Source organism: Cystobacter fuscus DSM 2262, from assembly GCF_000335475.2.
Lineage (GTDB): Bacteria > Myxococcota > Myxococcia > Myxococcales > Myxococcaceae > Cystobacter > Cystobacter fuscus.
In genome coordinates this window covers 14,655-34,703 of the sequence record NZ_ANAH02000003.1, presented here as the reverse complement: position 1 = coordinate 34,703, position 20,049 = coordinate 14,655, and the positions used below count along the sequence as shown (strand labels likewise).

The window sequence follows — 20,049 nt, the reverse complement described above, 5'->3', positions numbered from 1 at the left end:
GGCAAGATGGCACCGTCAACCAGCCTGGTGACTTGTTGGCTCCCCCCCATGCCAGGGCCCTTCTTCTGGCCGAGTCGTGACAGCGGGCCCGCTCTCCTGCCAGGAGGGCCGCCGAGCACGTTGCCTCGCGTCCTCACAACCCGGGACGGAAGCTTCTGTCCAGTTGTCCGGTAACACTGGAGCCGGCGGACTGGACCGGGCCATGGCGAAGAAAGCAGTGAACCCTGCTGCCTCGCCACGACAGCCTGGCCAGAACATGAATCCAGCATCAACGAAGAGGAAACACCATGAACACCCACTCGACCGCATCCCACAAGGACACCCTGCTGGAGCAGCTCCTGGCGAAGAACCTGAACGACACGTCCATCCTCACCTGCGGCGTCTGCATCGCCTGCCTTGTCGGATGATGAGGAACGATGCGCGCGAGCACCGGCGCACGTGAGCAATGAACGAGTGGATGGGAGTGGCGCGTTCACCCATGTGGAGTGGATGCGCCCCTTCTCCGTCTTTCAGGAGAACACGATGTCGGACTCAACAACAGGCATGAAATCTTCACTGGAAGAGGTCCTGCGGTATCGCAACGATGCGGTCGTCCACAAGTTCATCAAAACGTGGGAACTCTCCTTCGAGGAAGCTCAGGATCTCTTCCGCGAGACCTTGAAATGGCTTTGGCTCAGCGCCTACTCCCTCACCCATCGGACGGAGGTCAGGCCGCTGGCCATCAGCCAGTCCCTGATGCTCCTGGATGAAATGTGGCACACGTTCATCCTCTTCACCCGCGACTACCATGAGTTCTGCGAGCGCTACTTCGGCCTCTACATCCACCACAGGCCGACCTCGAAGGAGGAGGAAGAAGCGCGGCTCGCCGACTACGAGCGGGCTCCAGCGCAATACGTTGCCCAGCAGAAGGCGCGGTTCCGGGCGCAGTACGCGCTGATCTACGACGTGCTCGGCGAGGAGACCCTGAACAAGTGGTACTCGACGTATCTCGAGCAGTACTCCGACCTGGTCATGAGACGCATCTGGCGCTGGTCGTTCTCTCCCGATGGCACGCGGGTCCGGAACCAACCACCCCGAGGCTCGGCGGACCTGTTCTACTTCCAGCTCGCGCCGTGACCCGGACGGGAGGATGGAACGCATGCTCAAGGTGCTCACGCTGAACATCGCGCACGGCGTGCCGTCCATCCCCATCCCCCTGCCCTTCCTGCTCCCACGCCGGCGGCTGCTCGGCCACCTGGATCAGATGGCCGACCTGCTCGCGCGCGAGGGAGCGGAGGTGGTGGCACTCCAGGAGGTGGATCGGGCCGGGCTCTTCAGCGGCGCGGTGGATCCCCTGGAGCGGCTGGCCACCCGCGCGGGCTACCCTCACCTGCTGCATGGGCCCCACCTGCACCTGCCCGGCGTCTGTGCCCGGGGCACCGCGCTGCTCTCCCGGCGGCCCCTGCTCGAGCCCGAGTGGAACTCCTTCGAGGCGGACCGCGCCGTGGACAAGGGCTACGTGGTGGCGGCGGTGGAGGACGCGGGCCGCCTGCTCGACGTCGTCTCGGTGCACCTGGACAGCTTCTCCGAGCGCTGCCGCCAACGGCAGGTGGCCCGGTTGCTCCAGGCGCTCGGGTGGCGCCCGCCGCGTCCCCGCCTGGTGCTGGGGGACCTGAACTCGCCCGGGGGCTCACCGACGGGCTCCCACTCCCAGTTGGTGGGGACCCTGGCGCTGCACGCGCCCGGCGGCGAGCCCACCTGGCCCGCCAACCGTCCGGCGCTGCGGCTGGACTGGATCCTCGCGCCCGGGGCCCTGCGCTTCCAGGAGCAGCGCACCCTCGCCGAGCGCGTGTCGGACCACCTGGCGGTGGTGGCGGAGCTCGAGTGGGTCAGCCCTTGAGGCCACTACGGGACACACCCTCGATGACGTGCCGCTGGGCGAGGATGAACAGGAGGATCGCCGGGATGCTGGCGACGACTCCGCCCGCCATGATCACCGGGTAGTTCGTGGTGTAGGCGCCCTGGAGGATGGACAACCCGGGCGGGAGGGTGAAGTTGCGCGGGCTGAACAGCACGTAGACCGGCCAGATGAAGTCATTGTAGTTGGTGAGGAAGGACAGCACGGACAGCGTCGCGATGCCGGGGCGGGAGAGTGGCAGGATGATGCGCAGGAAGATCTGCCATTGATTGGCGCCCTCGAGCAGCGCCGCGTCCTCCAGCTCCCGAGGCAGGGTCGCGAAGAACTGGCGCATGAAGAAGACACCGAAGGCGCTCCCCGCCCCTGGCACGATCAGCGCCCACAGCGAGTCGAGCCAGCCGAGGCTGCTGACGATCAAGAAGTTGGGGATGAGGAACACGAAGGTCGGGATGAACAACGTCCCGATGATGAGCCCGAACAGCACCCGCCTGCCGGCGAACTCGAGTCGGGCCAGGGCGTATGCCGCCAGGACCGACGTGGCCACCACGAGCAGCGCGTTGGCCGTGGCCGCGACGAGGCTGTTGAAGAACCAGAGCAGCACCGGCGTCTCGGACTCCATGGAGACGAGGGGGACGTAGGCCTCGGTCGTGACGGGGTGCGGAATCCACGAGGGCGGCTGCCGGGTCGCATCGGGGTTCGTCTTCAGCGACGTGCTCAGCATCCAGAGCAGCGGCGCCACGAAGATCCACGTCAGCAGCGCGAGCAGGACGTAGAAGGAGAGCCGCTGGAGGGAACGGGCGGGAGTGGCACTCATCACATGTCCTCGTGCCGGAGGAGGCGGAAGTTGAAGGCGCTCACCACGAGCAGCGCGAGGGCGAGGACGTAGCTCATGGCCGCGGCGTTGCCCATGCGGAAGGTGCGCAGGCCCGTGTCGGCGATGAACATGATGGCGGTGCGCGTCTCGTTGGCCGGAGCCCCGCGCGTGACGAGGTAGGACTGGCCGAACATGTTGGCCGAGCCGAGGATCGTCATCGTCAGCACGAGCAGCAGCACCGGCTTCAAGCCAGGCAGCGTGACATGGAGGAACTGCTGCCAGCGGTTGGCCCCGTCGACCTTGGCGGCGTCGTACAGCTCCCGGGAGATGTCCTGCAGCCCGGCGAGGAAGATGATCGCGTTGAACCCGAGCGTCCACCACACCGTCATGCCCACCAGCGACACCCAGGCCCACGGCAGATCCGTGGTCCACGGAAAGGACGCGGACAGCATGTTGTTGATGAGGCCAATGTTGGGGTCGAGCAGGAAGCGCCAGAGCACACCCACCACGGCCACGCCGAGCACGTAGGGCGCGAAGAAGACGGCGCGGAAGAAGGTGCGGCCGGGGAACTCGCGGTTGAGCAGCAGCGCGACCGTCAGGGGCACCACGACGAGGAACGGCACGCTGAAGAGCGTGAAGAGCCCGGTGGCCTTCATGCTCTGCCAGAAGTCACCGAAGTCACGCGACTCGGGAGAGAAGAGGTTCTGGTAGTTGCGCAGCCCGACCCAGGGCTTGCGCGGCAGCAGGAAGTCCCAGTCGTGCAGGCTGATCCACAACCCGTAGAGGCCGGGCAGCACCACGAAGACCCCGAACAGCACCAGGTACGGAGCGAGGAAGAGGTACGGGGTCGCGCGTCCGGCGCGCCGGATGGGAGCTTGCGTGTCCATGGGGTCAGTCGCCGTATTTCTCGTGGTTGTCGCGCACCACCTGGGTGGCCTGCGCCGCGGCGGCCTTCAGCGCGTCGGCGGGCGAGGCCTTGCCGAGCACGGCCTGGTTCACGGCCTTGTCCACCATGGCCAGCGCGTCACTGATGCCCGCGACGGCGGGCGGGAAGCGGATGTAGGGCGCCTGCCGGGCGAACTGGCCCTGCTTCTCGAGCGACTTGAACTCCGGGCTCTCCGCCACGCGCTGGAGCACCGGAATCTTGCCACTCTCGAGCCACTCCACCGAGCGCTGGCTCATCCACTGGATGAAGGTGCGCGCGGCCTCCAGCTTGCGCGGGTCCGGCGAGCGCTGCCGCATGAGCACGAACTGGTGGGAGTTGCCCCAGACGGCCTCCTGGGGGCCGATCCTCGGAATCGGCGCCGGCCCCCACTCGAGCCCTGGCACCTCGTCGAGCGCGTTGATCTGCCAGATGCCATTCCAGTTGAAGGCGTTCTGTCCGTTCTGGAAGGCGATGAAGTCCGCGTCCTGGCCCACGTTCGGCGGGCTGTAGCCCTTCTTCACCAGATCGACCATCCAGGTCAGCGCCTGCACACCGGCGTCGGAGTCGAAGGTCGCCCGGGTGACGCCCGGGTCGAACAGCTCCCCACCGAACTGCCACAGCAGGGACTCGAACTGGAACGTCCCGGTGAACAGGAAGGGCGCCATCCAATGGCCCTGGATGCCCTTGCCCTTGAGTTGCTCGAGCGCCGCCATGTACTCGTCGCCGGTGCGCGGTGGCTTCTCCGGGTCGAGGCCCGCCCGTCGCAGGACTCCCTTGTTGTAGTACATGCCGAGCGGATGCATGTCGAACGGGATGCCGTAGCGCTTGCCCTTGTAGAGGCCGCCCTCCCAGACCTCTTGCGAGGTGTAATCGGAGGCCTTCAGCCCGAGTGACTGGGCGATGTCATCGATGGGCATGATGATGCTACGCGCGGCGTTGGTGGGGATGCCGTCGAGGTGCATGACACAGACATCGGGAGCCTGTCCGCTGATCACCGCGCCCGGGACCTTCTGGAAGAAGTCGGCCCAGAGGTAGATGTTCATCTTGACCTGGATGCCCGGTGACGCCTGATTGAACTGCTCGACGAGCTTCTTGATGTACGCCCCGTCGCCACCGGTGAAGCCATTCCAGAACGTCAGTGTGACTCTCGAGTCCCTGGACTCCCTGGGCGAGCGTGACTCCTGGCACCCACCGAGGGCGGCAGCGGCCCCCGTGCCGAGCGCCCACGTCATGAAGTGCCTGCGACTCAGTGCCGAAGCGAAGCGGGATCGCGCCATCGTCCCGGGGTATGGCACACCGGGAGTGAACGATGGGTTCTGGCCAACTTGCACTGTCCAGCAGCGTGCTTCTCGTGCGCCCTCCTGGCGCACTGCTCGACAGTCCAGGGGAGATGATTCACTCCTCCCGCCGCCCCGCGTCAGGGCCGCGGGTTCTCCGGAGCGTGGAGTCCTTCAGCCCTCCAGTTCCTCGATCGAAGGCAGGCGGACAAGCACCCACTCACCCTCGCGCGTGCGTGCGGCGGAGTGGAGTGAACCGGCCACCTCCACCACGGCGGCGTAGGGAACATCCGGCTGGGTCCGCAGCCAGGCTCGAGCCTCATCCCCGCTGGAGAAGGAGCGGAGCGGCTTCGGCCAATGCTCCTTGGTGCCAAAAACGCTCTCGTATTTCCAGAAGTCTTCCAGCTTGCCAATGCTCCGGATGAAGTGGAGCGCCTTGGCCGCGGTCTTGAGCGTGGCCACGGATTCCGGCTCGTTGGGATGCTGCCCAGCCAGCGCTTCGAGAGAGTTCAGGAGATCTTCCAGCTTGGAACTCATTTCATCCCTCGCACGTCGTGGGCTCCAGTGTACTTCCCGATTGTGTCATAAGAACCAGAGGAGCGAGGACCACCACTCCCGCCCCAGCGGAGATGACGATGAACGTCACTCCGGCCGCTGTGACGATGGTCCCTACCAGTAGTTCTTGGCGATGGCGCTTCAGCCAGTCGATGGCTTCGTCCATCGCCGTGAACTCCAGGGCATGAAGTTTGTTCCTCGCGAGACAATCCTGGTAGGACTCAAGGCATGTTTCCTGGCAGTGCTTATAATGGCCTGGGTCACCCCGTTCCGATGGGTATGGGGGCTTTCGCTTCCAGCAGCGCCGGAAACATTCGATCTGCTCCTTATCGCAGTCTCTGGCTCTGCGTGCGGTGAGGACCACTGGCCCTGACTCTCTTCCCTGGACGAGCGCCTGATCGAGCAGAGCCTGATCGGACTCTGATGCGGCTTGCCAAGTCACTGCCTGCCCCCCATCCGTGGTGTCACGGATGACCAGGAGCGAGTCCTTAGGAGGTTGGGAATACGAAGAGGGCACTGGGCGAGGGCCACTACATGCCGGAAGGAGGAGAGACAGAATCACGCAAACACTTGGCCTGATGCGAAGAGGCAGCATAGATCATCCGATGAAGTCGGGGGATGCTCTGGTACCATGCCGGGAAAACATGGCAAGCAACATCATCGGCTTCCAGCCGGAACGGGAACGGCTCTTCCTCTGTCTATGTGGTTCATACGATGACGGGCAGGCGCACCTCAATGGCTCAGTCATCTACGCCTTCAATCAACAGGTCGAAGTGGTGGCAGATACTTCAATAGCTTGGAGCGCATTTCGCGTGTCTGTGCCCTTTTGCGCTCCAACTCCTCATGAGTAAGTTGATTTGTTTCATTTAGAGCCTCAACTCCTTCTGCAAAGACCAAAGAATTATACTTTGCAATTTCCTGCGCAATTTCGTCGTCAAGGATCGACCCGCTCCCTCCTATTGTTTCGCTGACTTTCTCTTTCAGCTCGAAAAAGCGCTGCTCAGCAATCTGCCTCGCTCCAGCATGCGTCTCAGAAGGACCAAGAGCAAGGATGGTATTGAGCAACAAATCCGCCTCGCTGAGAAACGATATAAGCCGTACGAGAGCTGCCGCGCGGAGCTTACCCAACTCGACGATGATTGCCTGTTCGCGCCGGTGTCGCTCTATCCACTTGGCAGTAAACAACGACACAAGAACACCGCTACCAAGCAGCAGCACCTTCTCCACAACAATCTTGATAATATCCTGGCAAAACTCGCTTACAATCGACATCTCCTAGAAGCTTGCAAAATCAACGTTCGCTCCATGTCGATGTAGCCAGCGTCAAGCAGGGGTGTTTGTGGCATCGAAGGAGTTCCGCAACAGAGATGAGAACACCAATGCTCTCATTTCGTCTACGAACCACGGAGTTAGATATGGGGCGGTTTGAGTTGGAAGCCCGTGGCCTCCTGGTAGACACGCGCCACGGTGCGCAGTTTCGCCTCGCCCTACAGCCGCCCGAGGAAGGACAGGCTCACGGGCGGCCCGTTCTCCCGGAAGCCATTGGGCACGATGCGCGCTACACCTTGAGACGGATGGCGCCCGGCAGGATGGTGATGCGGCAGGGCAGCCGTCCGGGCACTTCCCCATCCATCTCCAGGAACACCTGCTCGTCGCTCTCGGCGCGCAGCGTCTGGCATTGGGTGTAGCGCGTCTTCGTCCAGGTGATGTGGTCGCCGTTGTAGACGCCCTTGGACTTGATGACGAAGTCGGCCAGGGTGTAGTCGCGCCAGAGCGTCAGATCGAAGCGGCCATCGTGGGTGACGGCCTTGGGGGCCACGCACATGCCGCTGCCGAAGTAGCGGCCGTTGGCCGCGGCGATGGCGGTGATGCCCATCGCCTCGGGCTCGCCCCCATCCACCTGGAGGCGCACCTGCACGTCCTTGTGCTTCGCCAGGGTCTTCACCGTGCCCCACAGGAAGCTCAGGTTGCCGCCGAGCGCCTTGCTGCCCACGTTCACCTCGTGGGCGATGGCGGCGCTCACCCCGAAGGAGGCGATGTTGGCGAAGTAGCGCGACTCCGGTTGTCCCTGGTGGTTGACGTACTCGGCGAGCCCCACGTCGAAGGGCTCCGTCTTGTCGCTGCGCAGCCGCGCCAGGGCGGAGTCCAGCTCCAGGTCCCACCCGAAGGCCCGCCGGAAGTCGCCCCCGGTGCCCCGGGGAATGAGGCCCAGGGCCGCCTGGGGGTTGATGGCCTTGCCGTCCGCGAAGAAGCCGTTGACGACCTCGTTGACGGTGCCATCGCCTCCCACCGCGGTGATGCACTCGTAGCCATCCGCGAGCGCATCCCGCGTCAGCCGCACCGCGTCCATGACTCCCTCGGTGAACCCGAAGCCGAAGTCACCGATCACCCGGGTCACCTGGCCCGAGATCTCGGCCCATCGCCTGCCCGTCTCTCCGCCAGCGCTGCGCGGGTTCACCACGAGGAACGTCTTCATCGGCTTGGCAATCCTCTACTTCTGCGGCAGGGGCGCGGCGCGCACGTGCACCTCGCGCAGCTGGCGCTCGTCCACTTCTCCCGGCGCGCCCGTCATCAGGTCCGTACCCGTCTTCGTCTTGGGGAAGGGAATCACGTCGCGCAGCGACTCGACGCCCGTGAGCAGGAACGCCAGCCGGTCCATGCCCAGCGCGATTCCACCGTGCGGCGGCGCGCCGAACTTCAGCGCGTCCAGCAGGAAGCCGAACTTCGTGCGCGCCTCCTCATCGCCGATGCCCAGCGCCTTGAACACCTCGGCCTGCACCTTGGGATCATGCAGACGGATGGAGCCGCCGCCGATCTCGAAGCCGTTGAGCACCACGTCGTAGCGGTGGCACTTCACGCGGCCCGGATCGCTGTTCAGGTACTGGACGTGCTCGTCGTGGGGCCGGGTGAAGGCGTGGTGCGCCGCCGCCCACGTCTTGGTCTCCTCGTCGTACTCGAACAGGGGCGGGTTCACCACCCAGAGGAACTTCCACACGCCGCCGCTGCCGTACTCGGGGATGAGGCCGAGCTTCTTGGCCACGTGCACGCGCAGGTTGGCCATCACCGTGTGCACGAGCGACTCGCGGCCGAACTGGAAGACAATCAGGTCGCCCGTCTTCGCGCCGCACGCCTGGGTGATGGCCTGGCGCAGCGCGGGGGTGATCGTCTTGGACAGCGGGGACTGGGTCCACTCGCCACCCTCGCCCACCTTGGCGCGCGCCAGCCCCTTGGCGCCGTTCTGCTTGGCGAACTCCTCCAGCTTGTCGCTCTCCGCGCGGCTCAGCGGCTTGTCGCCGGGGATGACCATCGCCTTGACGATGCCGCCCTGCTCCACCGCCTCCCAGATCATCGGCACGCCGCCCGCGGCGCCGTGCTGGCGGATGAGGTCCGTGAGCACCACGTGCTCCAGCCCGAAACGCAGGTCCGGCTTGTCGTTGCCGTACTTCGCCATGGACTCGTCGAAGTCCATGCGCATGAAGGGCGTGGGCACGTCGATGCCCAGCACGTCGCCCCACAGCTTCTTGATGAGCCCCTCGACGATGGTGAACACGTCGTCCTGGGTGACGAAGCTCATCTCGATGTCGATCTGCGTGAACTCGGGCTGCCGGTCCAGACGCAGATCCTCGTCGCGGAAGCACTTGACGATCTGGAAGTAGCGGTCGAAGCCCGCCACCATGAAGAGCTGCTTGTAGAGCTGGGGGCTCTCGGCGAGCGCGTAGAACTTGCCCGGGTTGAGCCGGCTGGGCACGAGGAAGTTGCGCGCGCCGCCCGGGGTGTACTTGCCCATGAAGGGCGTCTCGAGCTCCAGGAAACGGTGCTCGTTGAGGTAGCTGCGCGTGATCGCGTTCATCTTCGAGCGCGTCATCAGCGACTGCTGCAGTGGCCGGCGGCGCAGATCGAGGAAGCGGTACGCCAGGCGCTTCTCCTCGGCGGTGTCGATGTTGTCCTCGACGAGGAAGGGCGTGGGCTCGGAGCGGTTGAAGATGGTCAGGTCGGAGGCCTTGATCTCGATCTCGCCCGTCTTGAGCTTGGGGTTGACCTGGGAGCCGCGCGAGACGACCTTGCCCTTGATGCCGATGCAGTACTCCAAGCGCAGCTGGCCCGCGAGGTCGTGCGCCTCCTTGGCGATGTCCGGCTCGAAGACCACTTGAGTCAGGCCCTCGCGGTCGCGCAGGTCGATGAAGACCGCGCCACCATGATCACGCCGGTTCTGCACCCAGCCGAAGAGGACGACCTCCTCGCCAATCTGGGCTTTGGTGAGCTGCCCGCATGTATGGGTTCGCTTGACCTCGGTAATGAACGGGACCGCCATGACACCGCCTGCCAGGAGGAAGAGAAAGGGCGGCACCATAGAGAGCGCGGAAACGACGCGTCAAGAACTCCGGAAGGAAGGTGCCACGCTTCCCGGCCTGCTTCTGGTACTCGCCGGACCCGTAGTAAGAAGCCCGGCATGGTCCGAAAGCTGACAGCCGCCGCCACGGCGCTCGCGACGCTCGTCGTCTCCTGCGCGCCCGAGACGAGCCAGCCCATGAAGGTGCGCGCCCTCGTGCTCTCCAGCAACGGGGAGTACACGCCCACGGAGGTGGAGCTCAAGACGGTCACCCATGTCGCCTCCCTGGAGGGCAAGGTGGCCCGCTTCGTGGGGAGCGCGAGCATCCAGCTGTCCGGCGGCGATCCCGAGGTCCAGGCGGCCACGACGGAAGACGCACTGCGGCGTGCGATGACGAAGGACTCGGGCCGCTCCATCACCGCCAGCTTCATCCCCGACGCCCAGGGGGTGCTGACGCCCGCGGACTTCCACTCCTGGAACGTCACCACCACGTATTACAACCTGGAGCGGGCCTGGGAGTACTTCAACACCGTGGCCAACGTGCCCCAGGCGGAGCTGCCCCAGACGCCCGTCTACTACTTCCCCGAGTTCATCCTCGGGGAGCTCAGCGACAAGCCGCAGCGCGACAACGCCCTCTTCTTCGCGCCGATGGGCGCCTTCATGGTGCTGCCCTTCGACACGCTGCAGAAGGCGCCCCTGGCCATCAACGCCTCCATCCTCACCCACGAGTACGCCCACCTAGTCTTCAACCGCCGCGTCTTCGACGGCCGCGCCCTGCCCCCTCCCCTCACCGCGTGGTCCCAGGACGGCTTCACCCCCGGCCTCAACGTCATCAAGGCCATGGACGAGGGGATCGCCGACTACCACGCCTACGTGGCCTCGTGCGCCACGCGCTTCGGCTGCAACACCCGCGTGCTGTCCACCACCTACGATGACGCCCTGGTGGCCTCGCGCGACCTGGCCACGCCCCGCTGCATGGACGCGCTGACGTACAACCAGCTCCTCAACGCCAACCTCGCCGCGGCGGCCGGCCTGGAGTACCGGGTGGGCACCCTCATCGCCCACGCGCTCTACCGCTCCGCGGGCACCGAGGCCGAGCGCCAGGCGCTGGTGCGCGCGCTGGTGGCCGCCTACTCGGACCCGGACGGAAACAAGTACGGCTTCAACCAGCTCGCCAGCGGCTTCCTCAACTCACAGGAGTCCTTCACGCTCGCCGTGGCCGCCAAGGCCATCGTGCAGCACCTGCCGGCCGGCAGCACCCTGCAGGCGCAGGTGTGCAACAACTTCGTCAACATCCTGCAGATCCCCGCCGCCGCCCTGGCCGGCGCCAATGCGTGCCCCGCCAGCACCGTCCCCGGCGACTGCCCCTCGATCTACTCCACCCCATGACGACCCGCGCCCCCCCCGCCTGGCCGCTGTTTTCCCTCCTGGGCTGTCTCGCGCTCGCCCCGCCCGCGCTCGCCCAGGGCCCGGATGAGCCCTACCGCTACCCGGACGAGGAGGAGGAGCCCTCCCGGACGGGCCGCGCGCCCCCCGAGGACACGCCCTACGCCTACCCCGACGACGAGGACCGACCCGAGTCCTCGCGGCCCCGGCGACGTTCCGCCCGGGACTCGGAGTACAAGGATCCGGACGACTTCCGCCGGGCCGAGCGCGGCGAGGAGGAGGAGAAGGACTTCGAGCGGCTGTCGCGCATGGATGACCCCAACACGGGCATCGCCTTCGAGGTGCTCGGCGGGGTGATGCTGCTGAGCAGCCCGCGCGGACAGTTGTTCGGGGATCCGCAGCCCGCCTTCGGCGGCCGCTTCACCTGGGAGTACGGGCGGCTGCTCAACTCCGAGCCCCTGCGCGAGGCGCTCTGGCTGGACGCGCGCTACGGCTTCGTCGGCCAGCGCGAGGGCACCGCGCTCATCGTCGGGGACGTGCAGCGGCACTACGTCTCACTCGCCCCAGCGTACGAGCTGACCTTCGGCGAGGGCTCGGACTACGGCGTCTACGCGCAGGTGGGCGGTGGCATCGTCTACGAGCTGTCGCGCGTGGAGGTGGGCGGCAAGCTGACGCCGGTGGAGGGCGTCAAGCCCCTCATCCAGTACGGCGTGGGCCTCCGGGGCCGCACCAAGCTGTCCGCGACGTCGAATCTGCGGCTCACCTGGCGCCTGGAGCTGATGCGCTTCCGGCGCGGCTACCAGGACGACACCTCCGCGGGCCTGAGCGCCGGCATCGGCTTCTGACGGGGGACGGGCGCTCGTCCGCTCGCCCCTCGCAGCGCCAACCGGGCGGGCCATCCCACCGCCGCATCCAGGGAAAACTTTTCCCTCCCGTGGAGGGATCTACCGTCCCCTTCCCGTTTGACTCACGTGTAAACCCGCGAATCCACTGAACTCCAGCCCTGGCACGGCTGCTGCTTTTGTAACGGCGCGTCAGACCGATGGGGTGGGGAGGCGGGAGATGAAGAGCACGCAGAAGCAGCAGTTGGACCCGGTGTGCGGCAAGCACCTGGAAGCGCCCGAGGGCCGCCCGTCCACGGAGTACAAGAAGCGGCGGTATTTCTTCTGCTCGGAGCGGTGCCGCACGGCCTTCGAGAAGCGGGCGGAGCGCTTTCGGATGAACGACCTGGCGCGCGCGGGAGCGCTGCTGACGCCCGGCCGGGTGCGTTGGGGAATCGCCTAGGCCACGCAGGGGAGGTTTCGCGGGGGTCGTCAACACGTTCCCTCCTGCCTTTCAGAGCCACCCTGTGAAAGCCTCTGCCCTGCTCCCTACCCCAGGGAGGGGGGGTAGCGCATGCACAACAAGCGGAGTGGGCTCAGGAGAGAGGTGAAGAGAAACCTGCCGTACTGGGCACCCGCGAGGGCCTTCGGGCTCATCGTCCTGTTTCTCCACTCGGCATGCGCGACGCAGGTACCCATGAGAGGCCAAGTCGGCGGGAGGAGCCGCTGACGGCCTCCATCGGAGAAGGAAGCCCGCGCGGCTCCGCGCCAGCTTGAGCCCGTGGTGGTTGTGTTCGCGGACAGTCCCAGGCGCGTGGCAACACCCGCGTGGTGGCCCTCACGGCGGCCGAGTACCAGCGCGCGGTGCAGGTGCTCGGCCACCGCTTCCAGGTGAAGGGCACGGCCCAGGAAATAGCCCAGGGGCTCCTCCAGACCATGCCGGAGGAGGAACTGCTCGCCGAGGTGTACCGCGACAAGGTGCTCACGCTGGTGCCCCTCAACGACAAGGGCTCGCTCGTGCCCGAGGCCGAGGCGGCGCTGAAGGAGAAGTACCTGCGGTGGTGCGAGCGGCGCGGCGGAGGGGACTGCCTGGGCCTCTTCACGGATGGGCCCTACCTGCGCACGGACGATAGGCGCACCCTGGCGCTCGCCCTGGCCTTTGGCTCGGTGCTCGACGAAACGCAAGCCGCCCTGGGGCGGGAGCTGAGCCCGAAGGCGATTGTCTCGTCACTGGTGTGGGCCGCCGGCCTGTACCTGGCGCTCTGGCTACTTCCCGAGCCGAGCACGAAAGCGGCGGCTGCCGCGGTGTCCGTCGTGCTTCTGGCCTGGTTGGGTCTGGATGCCATGTGGGGCCTCATGGACGGGTGGGCCCGCATGGCTCACCGGGCCCACGAGGCCACCACGTTCGAGGAGCTGCGCGAGGCGGGCGAAGCCTTCGGCCGGGCGATTGGGACGGACGCGGCCCGGGCCCTCATCCTCGCGGTGGCCACCCTCAGCGGGCGGACGCTCGGCGAGGTGGCCGCGCATGTGCGCTCGCTACCGAAATTCAACCAGGTCCAAGCGCAGTGGGCGGCCCAGGGCATGGAGGGCTCCGTGGCGGTGGCCATGGAGCAGGTGGCCGCGGTGGAGGTGATGGTGGAGGAGAGCCGCGCTCTCGTCGTCCTCACGTCCCCGCAGGCGCCCATGGCCATCAATAGCGTGGCCTCGCGCTCGCTCACCATGATGTCGGGGCAATTCATCGATTGCACCATCCAGGCGAAAGGTGAGTTGAAGAACAAGCGCTGGAGTCGGATGAATTTCAGGGGGTGCCGCTTCAAAGGCCGGTTTTCCGGTAACGACTTCGGTTTTCGCGAGGACGATCTCGATAAGTGGCGGCTCGGCGGGATTGCTGACTGCGACTTCACGGAGGCGCGGCTCGACGCCTGCCGATTCTACAACTGCGACATGAGCACGATTCGACTGCCACGCTGGCCGTGCTTCACCATCCTGGATCCGGTCCGCCGTGCAGAGGAACTGGCCTGCGTGGAGTGGCCTGGCACGTACGGGCGGGTGGTGATCGAGGGCCTGAAAAGACAAGACACAAGCATTGTGGCTCTAACAGACCATGCTCCCTCGAAAGCGGCGCAGTTCGACACGACGCAGGAGGAACTGCGCACGGTCCTTGAGAGGGTGCCGTGGGTCGTCATGTAGAGGAGTACTTCCCTGATAGCCCGCTGAGAGGCAGCCGACATGGCACTGGACTACGACCTTTTTCTATCCACTTGCATGAAGCCAATGCAATCCATGGAGAAGATGGCTGAGCGGATCGAGGGGTTGGCTTGGACTGAAGACCAGTCCTCTTTGTTCGATGCAACAGTTTCAATCCACGCCGCTGAGAGTGGGACTGAATCGGCTATCAAGTCCGCGTTCCATTTCACCCCGACACTGACAGTCGGTTTCCGCCGCGCGCACGATGCGGACTGGGACGGTTTCAGACGGATTCTGCTGGATGCGTCCCTTTTGCTATTGAATGAATCGCAAGACGCACTCCTGCTCTTCAATGGAGAGCGAATCGAGTTCCAGCGACTCGACGGGCAGCTCGTCTTCAATTCCGAGTCTGGATATTGGCGGGACAAGGACTGGCTGAAGAGCAGGCTCGAGATTCCGTTCGAATGCCGTCCCTTGCCGTCGCCACTGCTCTCATTCTAGGCAGCGATCCGCAGATCCTTGAGCTTGAGGGACAGCCGGCGCTGGCCGCGGAAGGTGTCGAAGCCTGCCTGGAAAGCCAGGTCCACGGGTCCCTCGGTCAACGCCAGCCGGTCCGCCATGCCGAAGCCGATGGCGTCCACGTTGGGCGCGTCCACCAGGGCCAGCTTGAGGTGGCCCGAGCCGCCCGTCTTGTGCGGCAGCACGCGCGGGCGCGCCACCTGGCGGCGCAGCACCAGCACGGGCTCGGGGTTGCCCTGCCCGAAGGGCCCGAGCTTCTGCAGCGCCTCCACCGCCTTCTCGTCCAGCTCCGACACGCCCACCACCGCGTCCACCTTGCAGCGGGGGATGAGATCCTCGGGCGTCAGGCGCTGGTGGGCGATGCGCTCGAAGGCCTCGCGGAAGCTGGGCAGGTGCTTGCCCTCGATGGTGAGCCCGGCGGCGTGCTTGTGGCCGCCGAAGCGGGCGAACAGGTCCGCGCAGCCACTCAGCGCGTCGTAGAGGTGGAAGCCCTCGATGCTGCGCGCCGAGCCCTTGCCCACCCCGTCCTTCACCCCGACCATGACCGTGGGCCGGTGGAAGCGCTCCACCACACGCGAGGCCACGATGCCGATGACGCCCGGGTGCCACCCGTCCGCGTAGAGCACGAAGCCGCGGGCGTTCTGCTCGGCGCGCTCCCCGGCCTGGGCGAGCGCCTCGGTGAGGATGCTGCTCTCCAGGCCCTGGCGCTCGGCGTTGGCGCGATCCAACACCTGCGCGAGCGGACGGGCCGCCTCGAGCGTCTCCGAGCACAGCAGCTGCAAGCCCAGCGAGGCGTCATGCAACCGTCCCGCGGCGTTGATGCGCGGGCCCAGGCGGTAGCCCACCTGCCCGGCGGACACGGGACTGTCCGCGTCGAGCCCCGCCACCTCCTTGAGCGCCCGGACACCGGGACGCAGGCCCGCGCTCAGCGCCTGCAGGCCGTGGTGGACGAGGATGCGGTTGGCGCCGGTGAGCGGCACCACGTCCGCCACGGTGGCCATGGCTACCAGATCCATCAGTGCCTTGAGGTTGGGCTCCTTGCGGGTGGCGAAGAAGCCGTCATCGCGCAGCCGCTTGCGCAGGCCCATGCACAGGTTGAAGGCCACGCCGGCGGCGCACAGGTGCTTGGTGGGGTACTCGCAGCCCGGCTGGTGGGGGTTGAGCACGGCCACCGCGGGAGGCAGCGTGGGGGGCACCGTGTGGTGGTCCACCACCACCACGTCCAGCCCCAGCTCCTTCGCCCGGGCGATCTCCGCCACGGAGGTGATGCCACAGTCGAGCGTCACCAGCACCCGCGTGCCGTCCGCGGCGATCTTCTCCACCGCCTGGAGGTTGAGGCCATAGCCCTCGTCCATGCGGTGGGGGATGTAGGTGGCGGGCCGGGCGCCCAGCTCCCGGAGGAACAGGGCCATGAGCGACGTGGAGCACACGCCGTCCACGTCATAGTCACCGTAGAGGGTGATGCGCTCCTTCTCCCGGATCGCCCGGATGAGCCGCTCCACGCCCGCGGCCATGCCCTTCATCCGGTAGGGGTCGGGCAGGTCCGCCAGCCGGTCGGACAGGAAGGCGGAGGCGGCCTCGGGGGTGCGCAGTCCGCGGTGGATGAGGATTCGCGCCGGCAGGGGATGGAGACCCAGCTCCACGGACAGTGAAGCCGCCTGCTCCTGGGGCACTTCCGGCATCATCCAACGCACAGTCACCTCCGCTCCGGAGCCTCCTACCGTGGAAGCGTCCAGGCCAGAAATCTTCATCACTCTACCTGGGGGGTCTGTCCAGCCTGACCTGACCTGGGTTTCGCTCCCCTGCCCGCCTGCCCTCGCGGTGGGGTGGGATACGCCCTGGACGGGCCTGAACGAGGTCCCTTCCGTCCCCTGAAAACACCCGAGGCCCGCGGGTCCGTGGAGTCACGGAGCCCGAGGGCCTCGGCGAGCGCTACCTGGACGGTTCCGGGGAAGTTCAGGCCGCCGTGGGCTGGTTGATGCCCGCCTTCTTGCCGCGCGCCTGCTCGCGCGCATCCAGCCAGATGGTGACGGGGCTGGCGATGTACACGGACGAGTAGGTGCCCACGATGATGCCCACCAGCATCGCCCAGGCGAAGTCGCGGATCTCCCCCACGCCGAAGATGAGCAGACCGACGAGCGAGAGCGCCGTGGTGCCCGAGGTGAGGATGGTGCGCACCAGGGTGTCGTTGACGGCGATGTTGATGACCTCTGGCAGGGGCTTGCCCTTGAACTTGCCCATGTCCTCGCGGATGCGGTCGTAGATGACGATGGTGTCGTTGACCGAGTAGCCCACGATGGTGAGCAGCGCGGCGATGGCGGTGAGGCCGAACTCGGCGCGGCTGAACAGGTAGAAGCCGGCCACCATGATGACGTCGTGCAACATGGCGAGCAGGGCGCCGGGGCCGAACTTGAAGTCGAAGCGGAAGGCCACGTAGATGAGGATGGCCACCATGGACAAGAGCAGCGCCTGGATGCCGCGGTTGCGCAGCTGCTTGCCCACCTGCGGACCCACGTACTCGGTGCGGCGCATCTCGAAGTCGGGCTTGTCGGCGGCCTGGCCCTGCATCAGCGCGCCGCGGATGCGGTCCGCCATGCCGCTGGCCACCACCTGGTAGTCGTAGTCGCCGGACTGCGCCTGGCCGATGTCGCGCACCTCTTCCACGCCGGTGCCGGTGCCCTCCACGGTCTTCTCGATCTGCGCCGTGTCCAGCGGCTGCTTGGAGCGCACGTTGATGATGCCGTTGGCCAGGTCCACGCGGATGGCCTTGGGATCGATCTGGCCGAGCGACTGGAGGGCCTGGCTCGCCTTGGCCCCGCCCTCCTCGGTGAGCTGCGTCACGCCGCCCAGGCGCACGAGGAACGAGTTCTCCGACGCCGCGCCGATGCTCTGCACGGACACGTCGTGGAGCTGCCCGGTGGACTCGACGCGCTGGCGCACCTCGCTCGCGGAGACGGGGTGGTTGAACTGCACCTCCACCACCGTACCGCCGGCGAAGTCCACGCCGAAGTTGAAGCCCACCACGGCGATGCCCACGAGGATGATCAGGTTGATCGCCGTGGAGATGAAGAGGGCCGGCTTGCGCTTGCCGATGAAGTCGATGTTCGTCTTGTTCTTGAGGATCTGCATGTCGGCTGTACCCCGAGGTGCTGCCTAGACGGACACCGTCTGGGCGTTCCGGCCGTGGACGAAGTAGGTCATGATGACGCGCGTCACCAGGATGGACGTGAAGAGCGAGGCCAGCAGGCCGATGATCATCGTGGTGGCGAAGCCGCGCACCGGGCCCGTACCGGTGAAGAAGAGGATGAGGCCGGCGACGATCGCGGTGACGTGGGCGTCGAAGATGGTCCAGAAGGCGCGGTCGTAGCCCTGGTCCACCGCGGCGCGTGCCGTCTTGCCGTGGCTGAGCTCCTCGCGGATGCGCTCGTTGATGAGCACGTTGGCGTCCACCGCGATGCCCAACGTGAGCACGAAGGCCGCGAGGCCCGGCAGCGTGAGCGTGGCGTTGAAGAGCGCCATGCCCCCGAGGATGAGCAGGCCGTTGAGCAGCAGGGCCACGTCCGCGATGAGGCCCGAGGCACGATAGTACAGCCCCATGAAGACGATGACGCACAGCAGGCCCACCGCCGCGGCGAGGCTGCCCTTGCGGATGAGCTCGTCACCCAGCGAGGCGCCCACCTGACGGATTTCGCCCGTGGTCACCGGCGCGGGCAGCGCGCCCGCCTTGAGCGCCAGCGCCAGCGTCTGGGCGTCCGCCAGCCACTGCTCCAGCGGACGGCCTCCCGCGCGGCCCATGGTGATGCGCGCCCGGCCACCGCCGATGCGCTCGTTGATGCGCGGCGCCGACTGCACGTAGTCGTCCAGGACGATGGCCATGCGCCGGCCCACGCCCTTGTCCGTGAGCTCCTCGAACTGGCGCGCCCCGGCGGCGTCGAAGCTGATGTTCACCTCGGGCTCGTTGATCTGGCTGAGCGAGGCATCCGCGCCGGTGAGGCTCTCGCCCGTCAGCGGCGCTTCCTTCTCCACCAGGTAGGTGCGGTAGCTGTCGCACACGCCCTTGCGCGTCGCGCTGGCGATGCACTCGAGCAGCACGAGGCGGCCCTGGGGCGTCGCGTCCTTCACGTACGCCAGGAGCGCGTCGCGGTTGGGGCCCTGCAGTTGGGGGAAGCCGTCGGCGGTGGTGAGGGTGATGTTGCTGTCCTCGGGCGGAGGCGTCTTCTGGTAGTGCTCGCGGAAGAAGTCCGTGGTGTCGTCCACCATGTGGAACTCCAGCTGCGCCGTGGTGCCCACCAGCTCCTTGGCCTGCTCGGGATCATTGCGGCCCGGCAGGGAGATCTGGATGGCGTCCGTGCCCAGCTTGCGCACGTCCACTTCGGCCACGCCCCACTTGTCGATGCGGCGGCGGATGACGAGCATCGCCTGGTCCACCGACTCGTCGCGGAAGCGGTTGACCTGGCCCTCGTCCGGCGCGAGCACCAGGTTGGCGCCGTCACGCGACACGCGCGTGAAGTCGGTGAAGGTGGCGAGCACCTCCTTCTCGATGGCGTCCATGGTGGCGGGGTCCTGCGCGGTCAACGTGAGCTGGAGTCGCTCCACGTCCGTGTTCACCGTCACCTGGCCCAGCTGCTTGTCGTTGATGTAGCGGACGATCTGATCGCCCCGGCGCTCGGTGCGCTTCTCCAGGGCCGTCTTGGTGTCCACACGCATCACCATGTGGATGCCGCCCTGCAGGTCGAGCCCCAGGTTGATGCGGTACTTGGCGGGAGGCGCCCAGCCCGGCATCGCCTTCTCGATGGCCGCCAGGTTGTTGCGCTCGCTGCGGTCCACCTTGAACAAGGAATAATAGGAGGGCATCAGGAGCCACACGGTCACCAGCGTCACGCCGATGACCAGGCCCAGCCTCCAATACCAGCCGCGATCCATCACTTCTCCTCCTTCTTGTCCTCGGTCTTGGCCGCCCCGGCCGCCTCGGGCAGCGCGTAGCGCCCGGCCACCGACGTCTTGAGCACGCGGATGCGCGTCCCGCTGGCCACCTCGAGCGTCACCTCGCGATCCATCACGTTCTGGATGCGCCCGATGAGGCCGCCCTGGGTGACGACCTCATCGCCCTTCTTCAGGCTGGAGATGAGCTCCTGGTGCTTCTTGAGCTGCTTCTGCTGCGGGCGGATCATCACGAAGTACATGATGGCGAACAGCCCGATGATGAAGACGATGTTCATCATCCCGCTGGGACCGCCCGCCGCCTGCGCCAGGATTGGAATGCTGTCTGCCACGAACCGCCTCGTCGCTGGATGAAATTTGTACCGGGTCGCCGCCCCTGATTTTCACGGTCGGCGAA

General features: G+C 66.4%; 18 protein-coding genes. 7 read left to right on the top strand and 11 right to left on the bottom strand.

What is annotated here, in order from left to right:
• Nucleotides 1-543 precede the first annotated feature (543 nt).
• Together D187_RS04445 and D187_RS04440 are read left to right on the top strand one after the other, a co-directional pair.
• Nucleotides 544-1,116 (top strand): glycine-rich domain-containing protein, encoded by a 573-nt coding sequence (locus D187_RS04445; protein WP_051256211.1) that lies wholly within the window; start codon nt 544-546, stop codon nt 1,114-1,116.
• A 22-nt stretch (nt 1,117-1,138) separates the two neighbouring features.
• Entirely contained in the window at nt 1,139-1,879 is a 741-nt protein-coding gene (locus tag D187_RS04440) for an endonuclease/exonuclease/phosphatase family protein (RefSeq protein ID WP_002631388.1), read from the top strand.
• On the opposite strand, the gene D187_RS04435 is transcribed toward D187_RS04440, so the two are convergent.
• The 7 genes from D187_RS04435 to aspS form a co-directional block, all read right to left on the bottom strand.
• Entirely contained in the window at nt 1,869-2,711 is an 843-nt protein-coding gene (locus D187_RS04435; RefSeq protein WP_002631390.1) for a carbohydrate ABC transporter permease, read from the bottom strand. The two genes, D187_RS04440 and D187_RS04435, sit on opposite strands and share 11 nt — an antisense overlap.
• A complete protein-coding gene (locus D187_RS04430) occupies nt 2,711-3,598 on the bottom strand; it encodes a carbohydrate ABC transporter permease (protein ID WP_002631391.1) in 888 nt (295 codons plus the stop codon). Before D187_RS04430 ends, D187_RS04435 begins: the two co-directional genes overlap by 1 nt.
• Before the next feature lie 4 nt (nt 3,599-3,602).
• Nucleotides 3,603-4,868: an ABC transporter substrate-binding protein gene (locus D187_RS04425; RefSeq protein WP_002631392.1), complete on the bottom strand. Its 1,266-nt coding sequence runs from the start codon at nt 4,866-4,868 to the stop codon at nt 3,603-3,605.
• Nucleotides 4,869-5,087: 219 nt separating this feature from the next.
• Complete coding sequence (locus D187_RS04420; RefSeq protein WP_002631393.1) at nt 5,088-5,450, bottom strand: hypothetical protein; 363 nt, start codon at nt 5,448-5,450, stop codon at nt 5,088-5,090.
• Between the two features lie 774 nt (nt 5,451-6,224).
• Nucleotides 6,225-6,740 carry a hypothetical protein gene (locus D187_RS54675; protein WP_155893170.1) on the bottom strand — a complete coding sequence of 172 codons (516 nt, stop codon included), beginning with the start codon at nt 6,738-6,740 and terminating at the stop codon, nt 6,225-6,227.
• Between the two features lie 286 nt (nt 6,741-7,026).
• Nucleotides 7,027-7,944, bottom strand: coding sequence for a diacylglycerol/lipid kinase family protein (locus D187_RS04410; protein ID WP_002631394.1), 918 nt, complete (start codon nt 7,942-7,944; stop codon nt 7,027-7,029).
• 15 nt (nt 7,945-7,959) lie between these two features.
• Nucleotides 7,960-9,780, bottom strand: a complete 1,821-nt coding sequence (gene aspS, locus D187_RS04405) for an aspartate--tRNA ligase (RefSeq protein WP_020917771.1) — start codon at nt 9,778-9,780, stop codon at nt 7,960-7,962.
• A gap of 138 nt (nt 9,781-9,918) precedes the next feature.
• Here aspS and D187_RS04400 point away from each other — a divergent pair, with 138 nt between their 5' ends.
• The 5 genes from D187_RS04400 (at nt 9,919) to D187_RS04380 (ending at nt 14,693) form a co-directional block, all read left to right on the top strand.
• Nucleotides 9,919-11,187, top strand: coding sequence for a hypothetical protein (locus tag D187_RS04400; protein WP_002631396.1), 1,269 nt, complete (start codon nt 9,919-9,921; stop codon nt 11,185-11,187).
• Nucleotides 11,184-12,029, top strand: coding sequence for a hypothetical protein (locus tag D187_RS04395; protein WP_002631397.1), 846 nt, complete (start codon nt 11,184-11,186; stop codon nt 12,027-12,029). The genes D187_RS04400 and D187_RS04395 overlap by 4 nt, the downstream gene beginning before the upstream one ends.
• A 217-nt stretch (nt 12,030-12,246) precedes the next feature.
• Entirely contained in the window at nt 12,247-12,468 is a 222-nt protein-coding gene (locus tag D187_RS04390) for a YHS domain-containing protein (protein WP_002631398.1), read from the top strand.
• A 365-nt stretch (nt 12,469-12,833) separates the two neighbouring features.
• Entirely contained in the window at nt 12,834-14,195 is a 1,362-nt protein-coding gene (gene sitA5 / locus D187_RS56930; RefSeq protein WP_051256209.1) for a SitA5 family polymorphic toxin, read from the top strand.
• A 39-nt stretch (nt 14,196-14,234) separates the two neighbouring features.
• Nucleotides 14,235-14,693, top strand: coding sequence for a SitI3 family protein (locus D187_RS04380; RefSeq protein ID WP_043428396.1), 459 nt, complete (start codon nt 14,235-14,237; stop codon nt 14,691-14,693).
• On the opposite strand, the gene recJ is transcribed toward D187_RS04380, so the two are convergent.
• From recJ to yajC, 4 genes are all read right to left on the bottom strand, one after another.
• Complete coding sequence (gene recJ, locus D187_RS04375) at nt 14,690-16,396, bottom strand: single-stranded-DNA-specific exonuclease RecJ (RefSeq protein WP_211241462.1); 1,707 nt, start codon at nt 16,394-16,396, stop codon at nt 14,690-14,692. The two genes, D187_RS04380 and recJ, sit on opposite strands and share 4 nt — an antisense overlap.
• A gap of 271 nt (nt 16,397-16,667) precedes the next feature.
• Entirely contained in the window at nt 16,668-17,840 is a 1,173-nt protein-coding gene (secF, locus tag D187_RS04370; RefSeq protein WP_002631402.1) for a protein translocase subunit SecF, read from the bottom strand.
• 24 nt (nt 17,841-17,864) lie between these two features.
• Complete coding sequence (gene secD, locus D187_RS04365; protein WP_002631403.1) at nt 17,865-19,634, bottom strand: protein translocase subunit SecD; 1,770 nt, start codon at nt 19,632-19,634, stop codon at nt 17,865-17,867.
• Nucleotides 19,634-19,984: a preprotein translocase subunit YajC gene (gene yajC / locus D187_RS04360; protein WP_002631404.1), complete on the bottom strand. Its 351-nt coding sequence runs from the start codon at nt 19,982-19,984 to the stop codon at nt 19,634-19,636. The genes secD and yajC overlap by 1 nt, the downstream gene beginning before the upstream one ends.
• Nucleotides 19,985-20,049 lie beyond the last annotated feature (65 nt).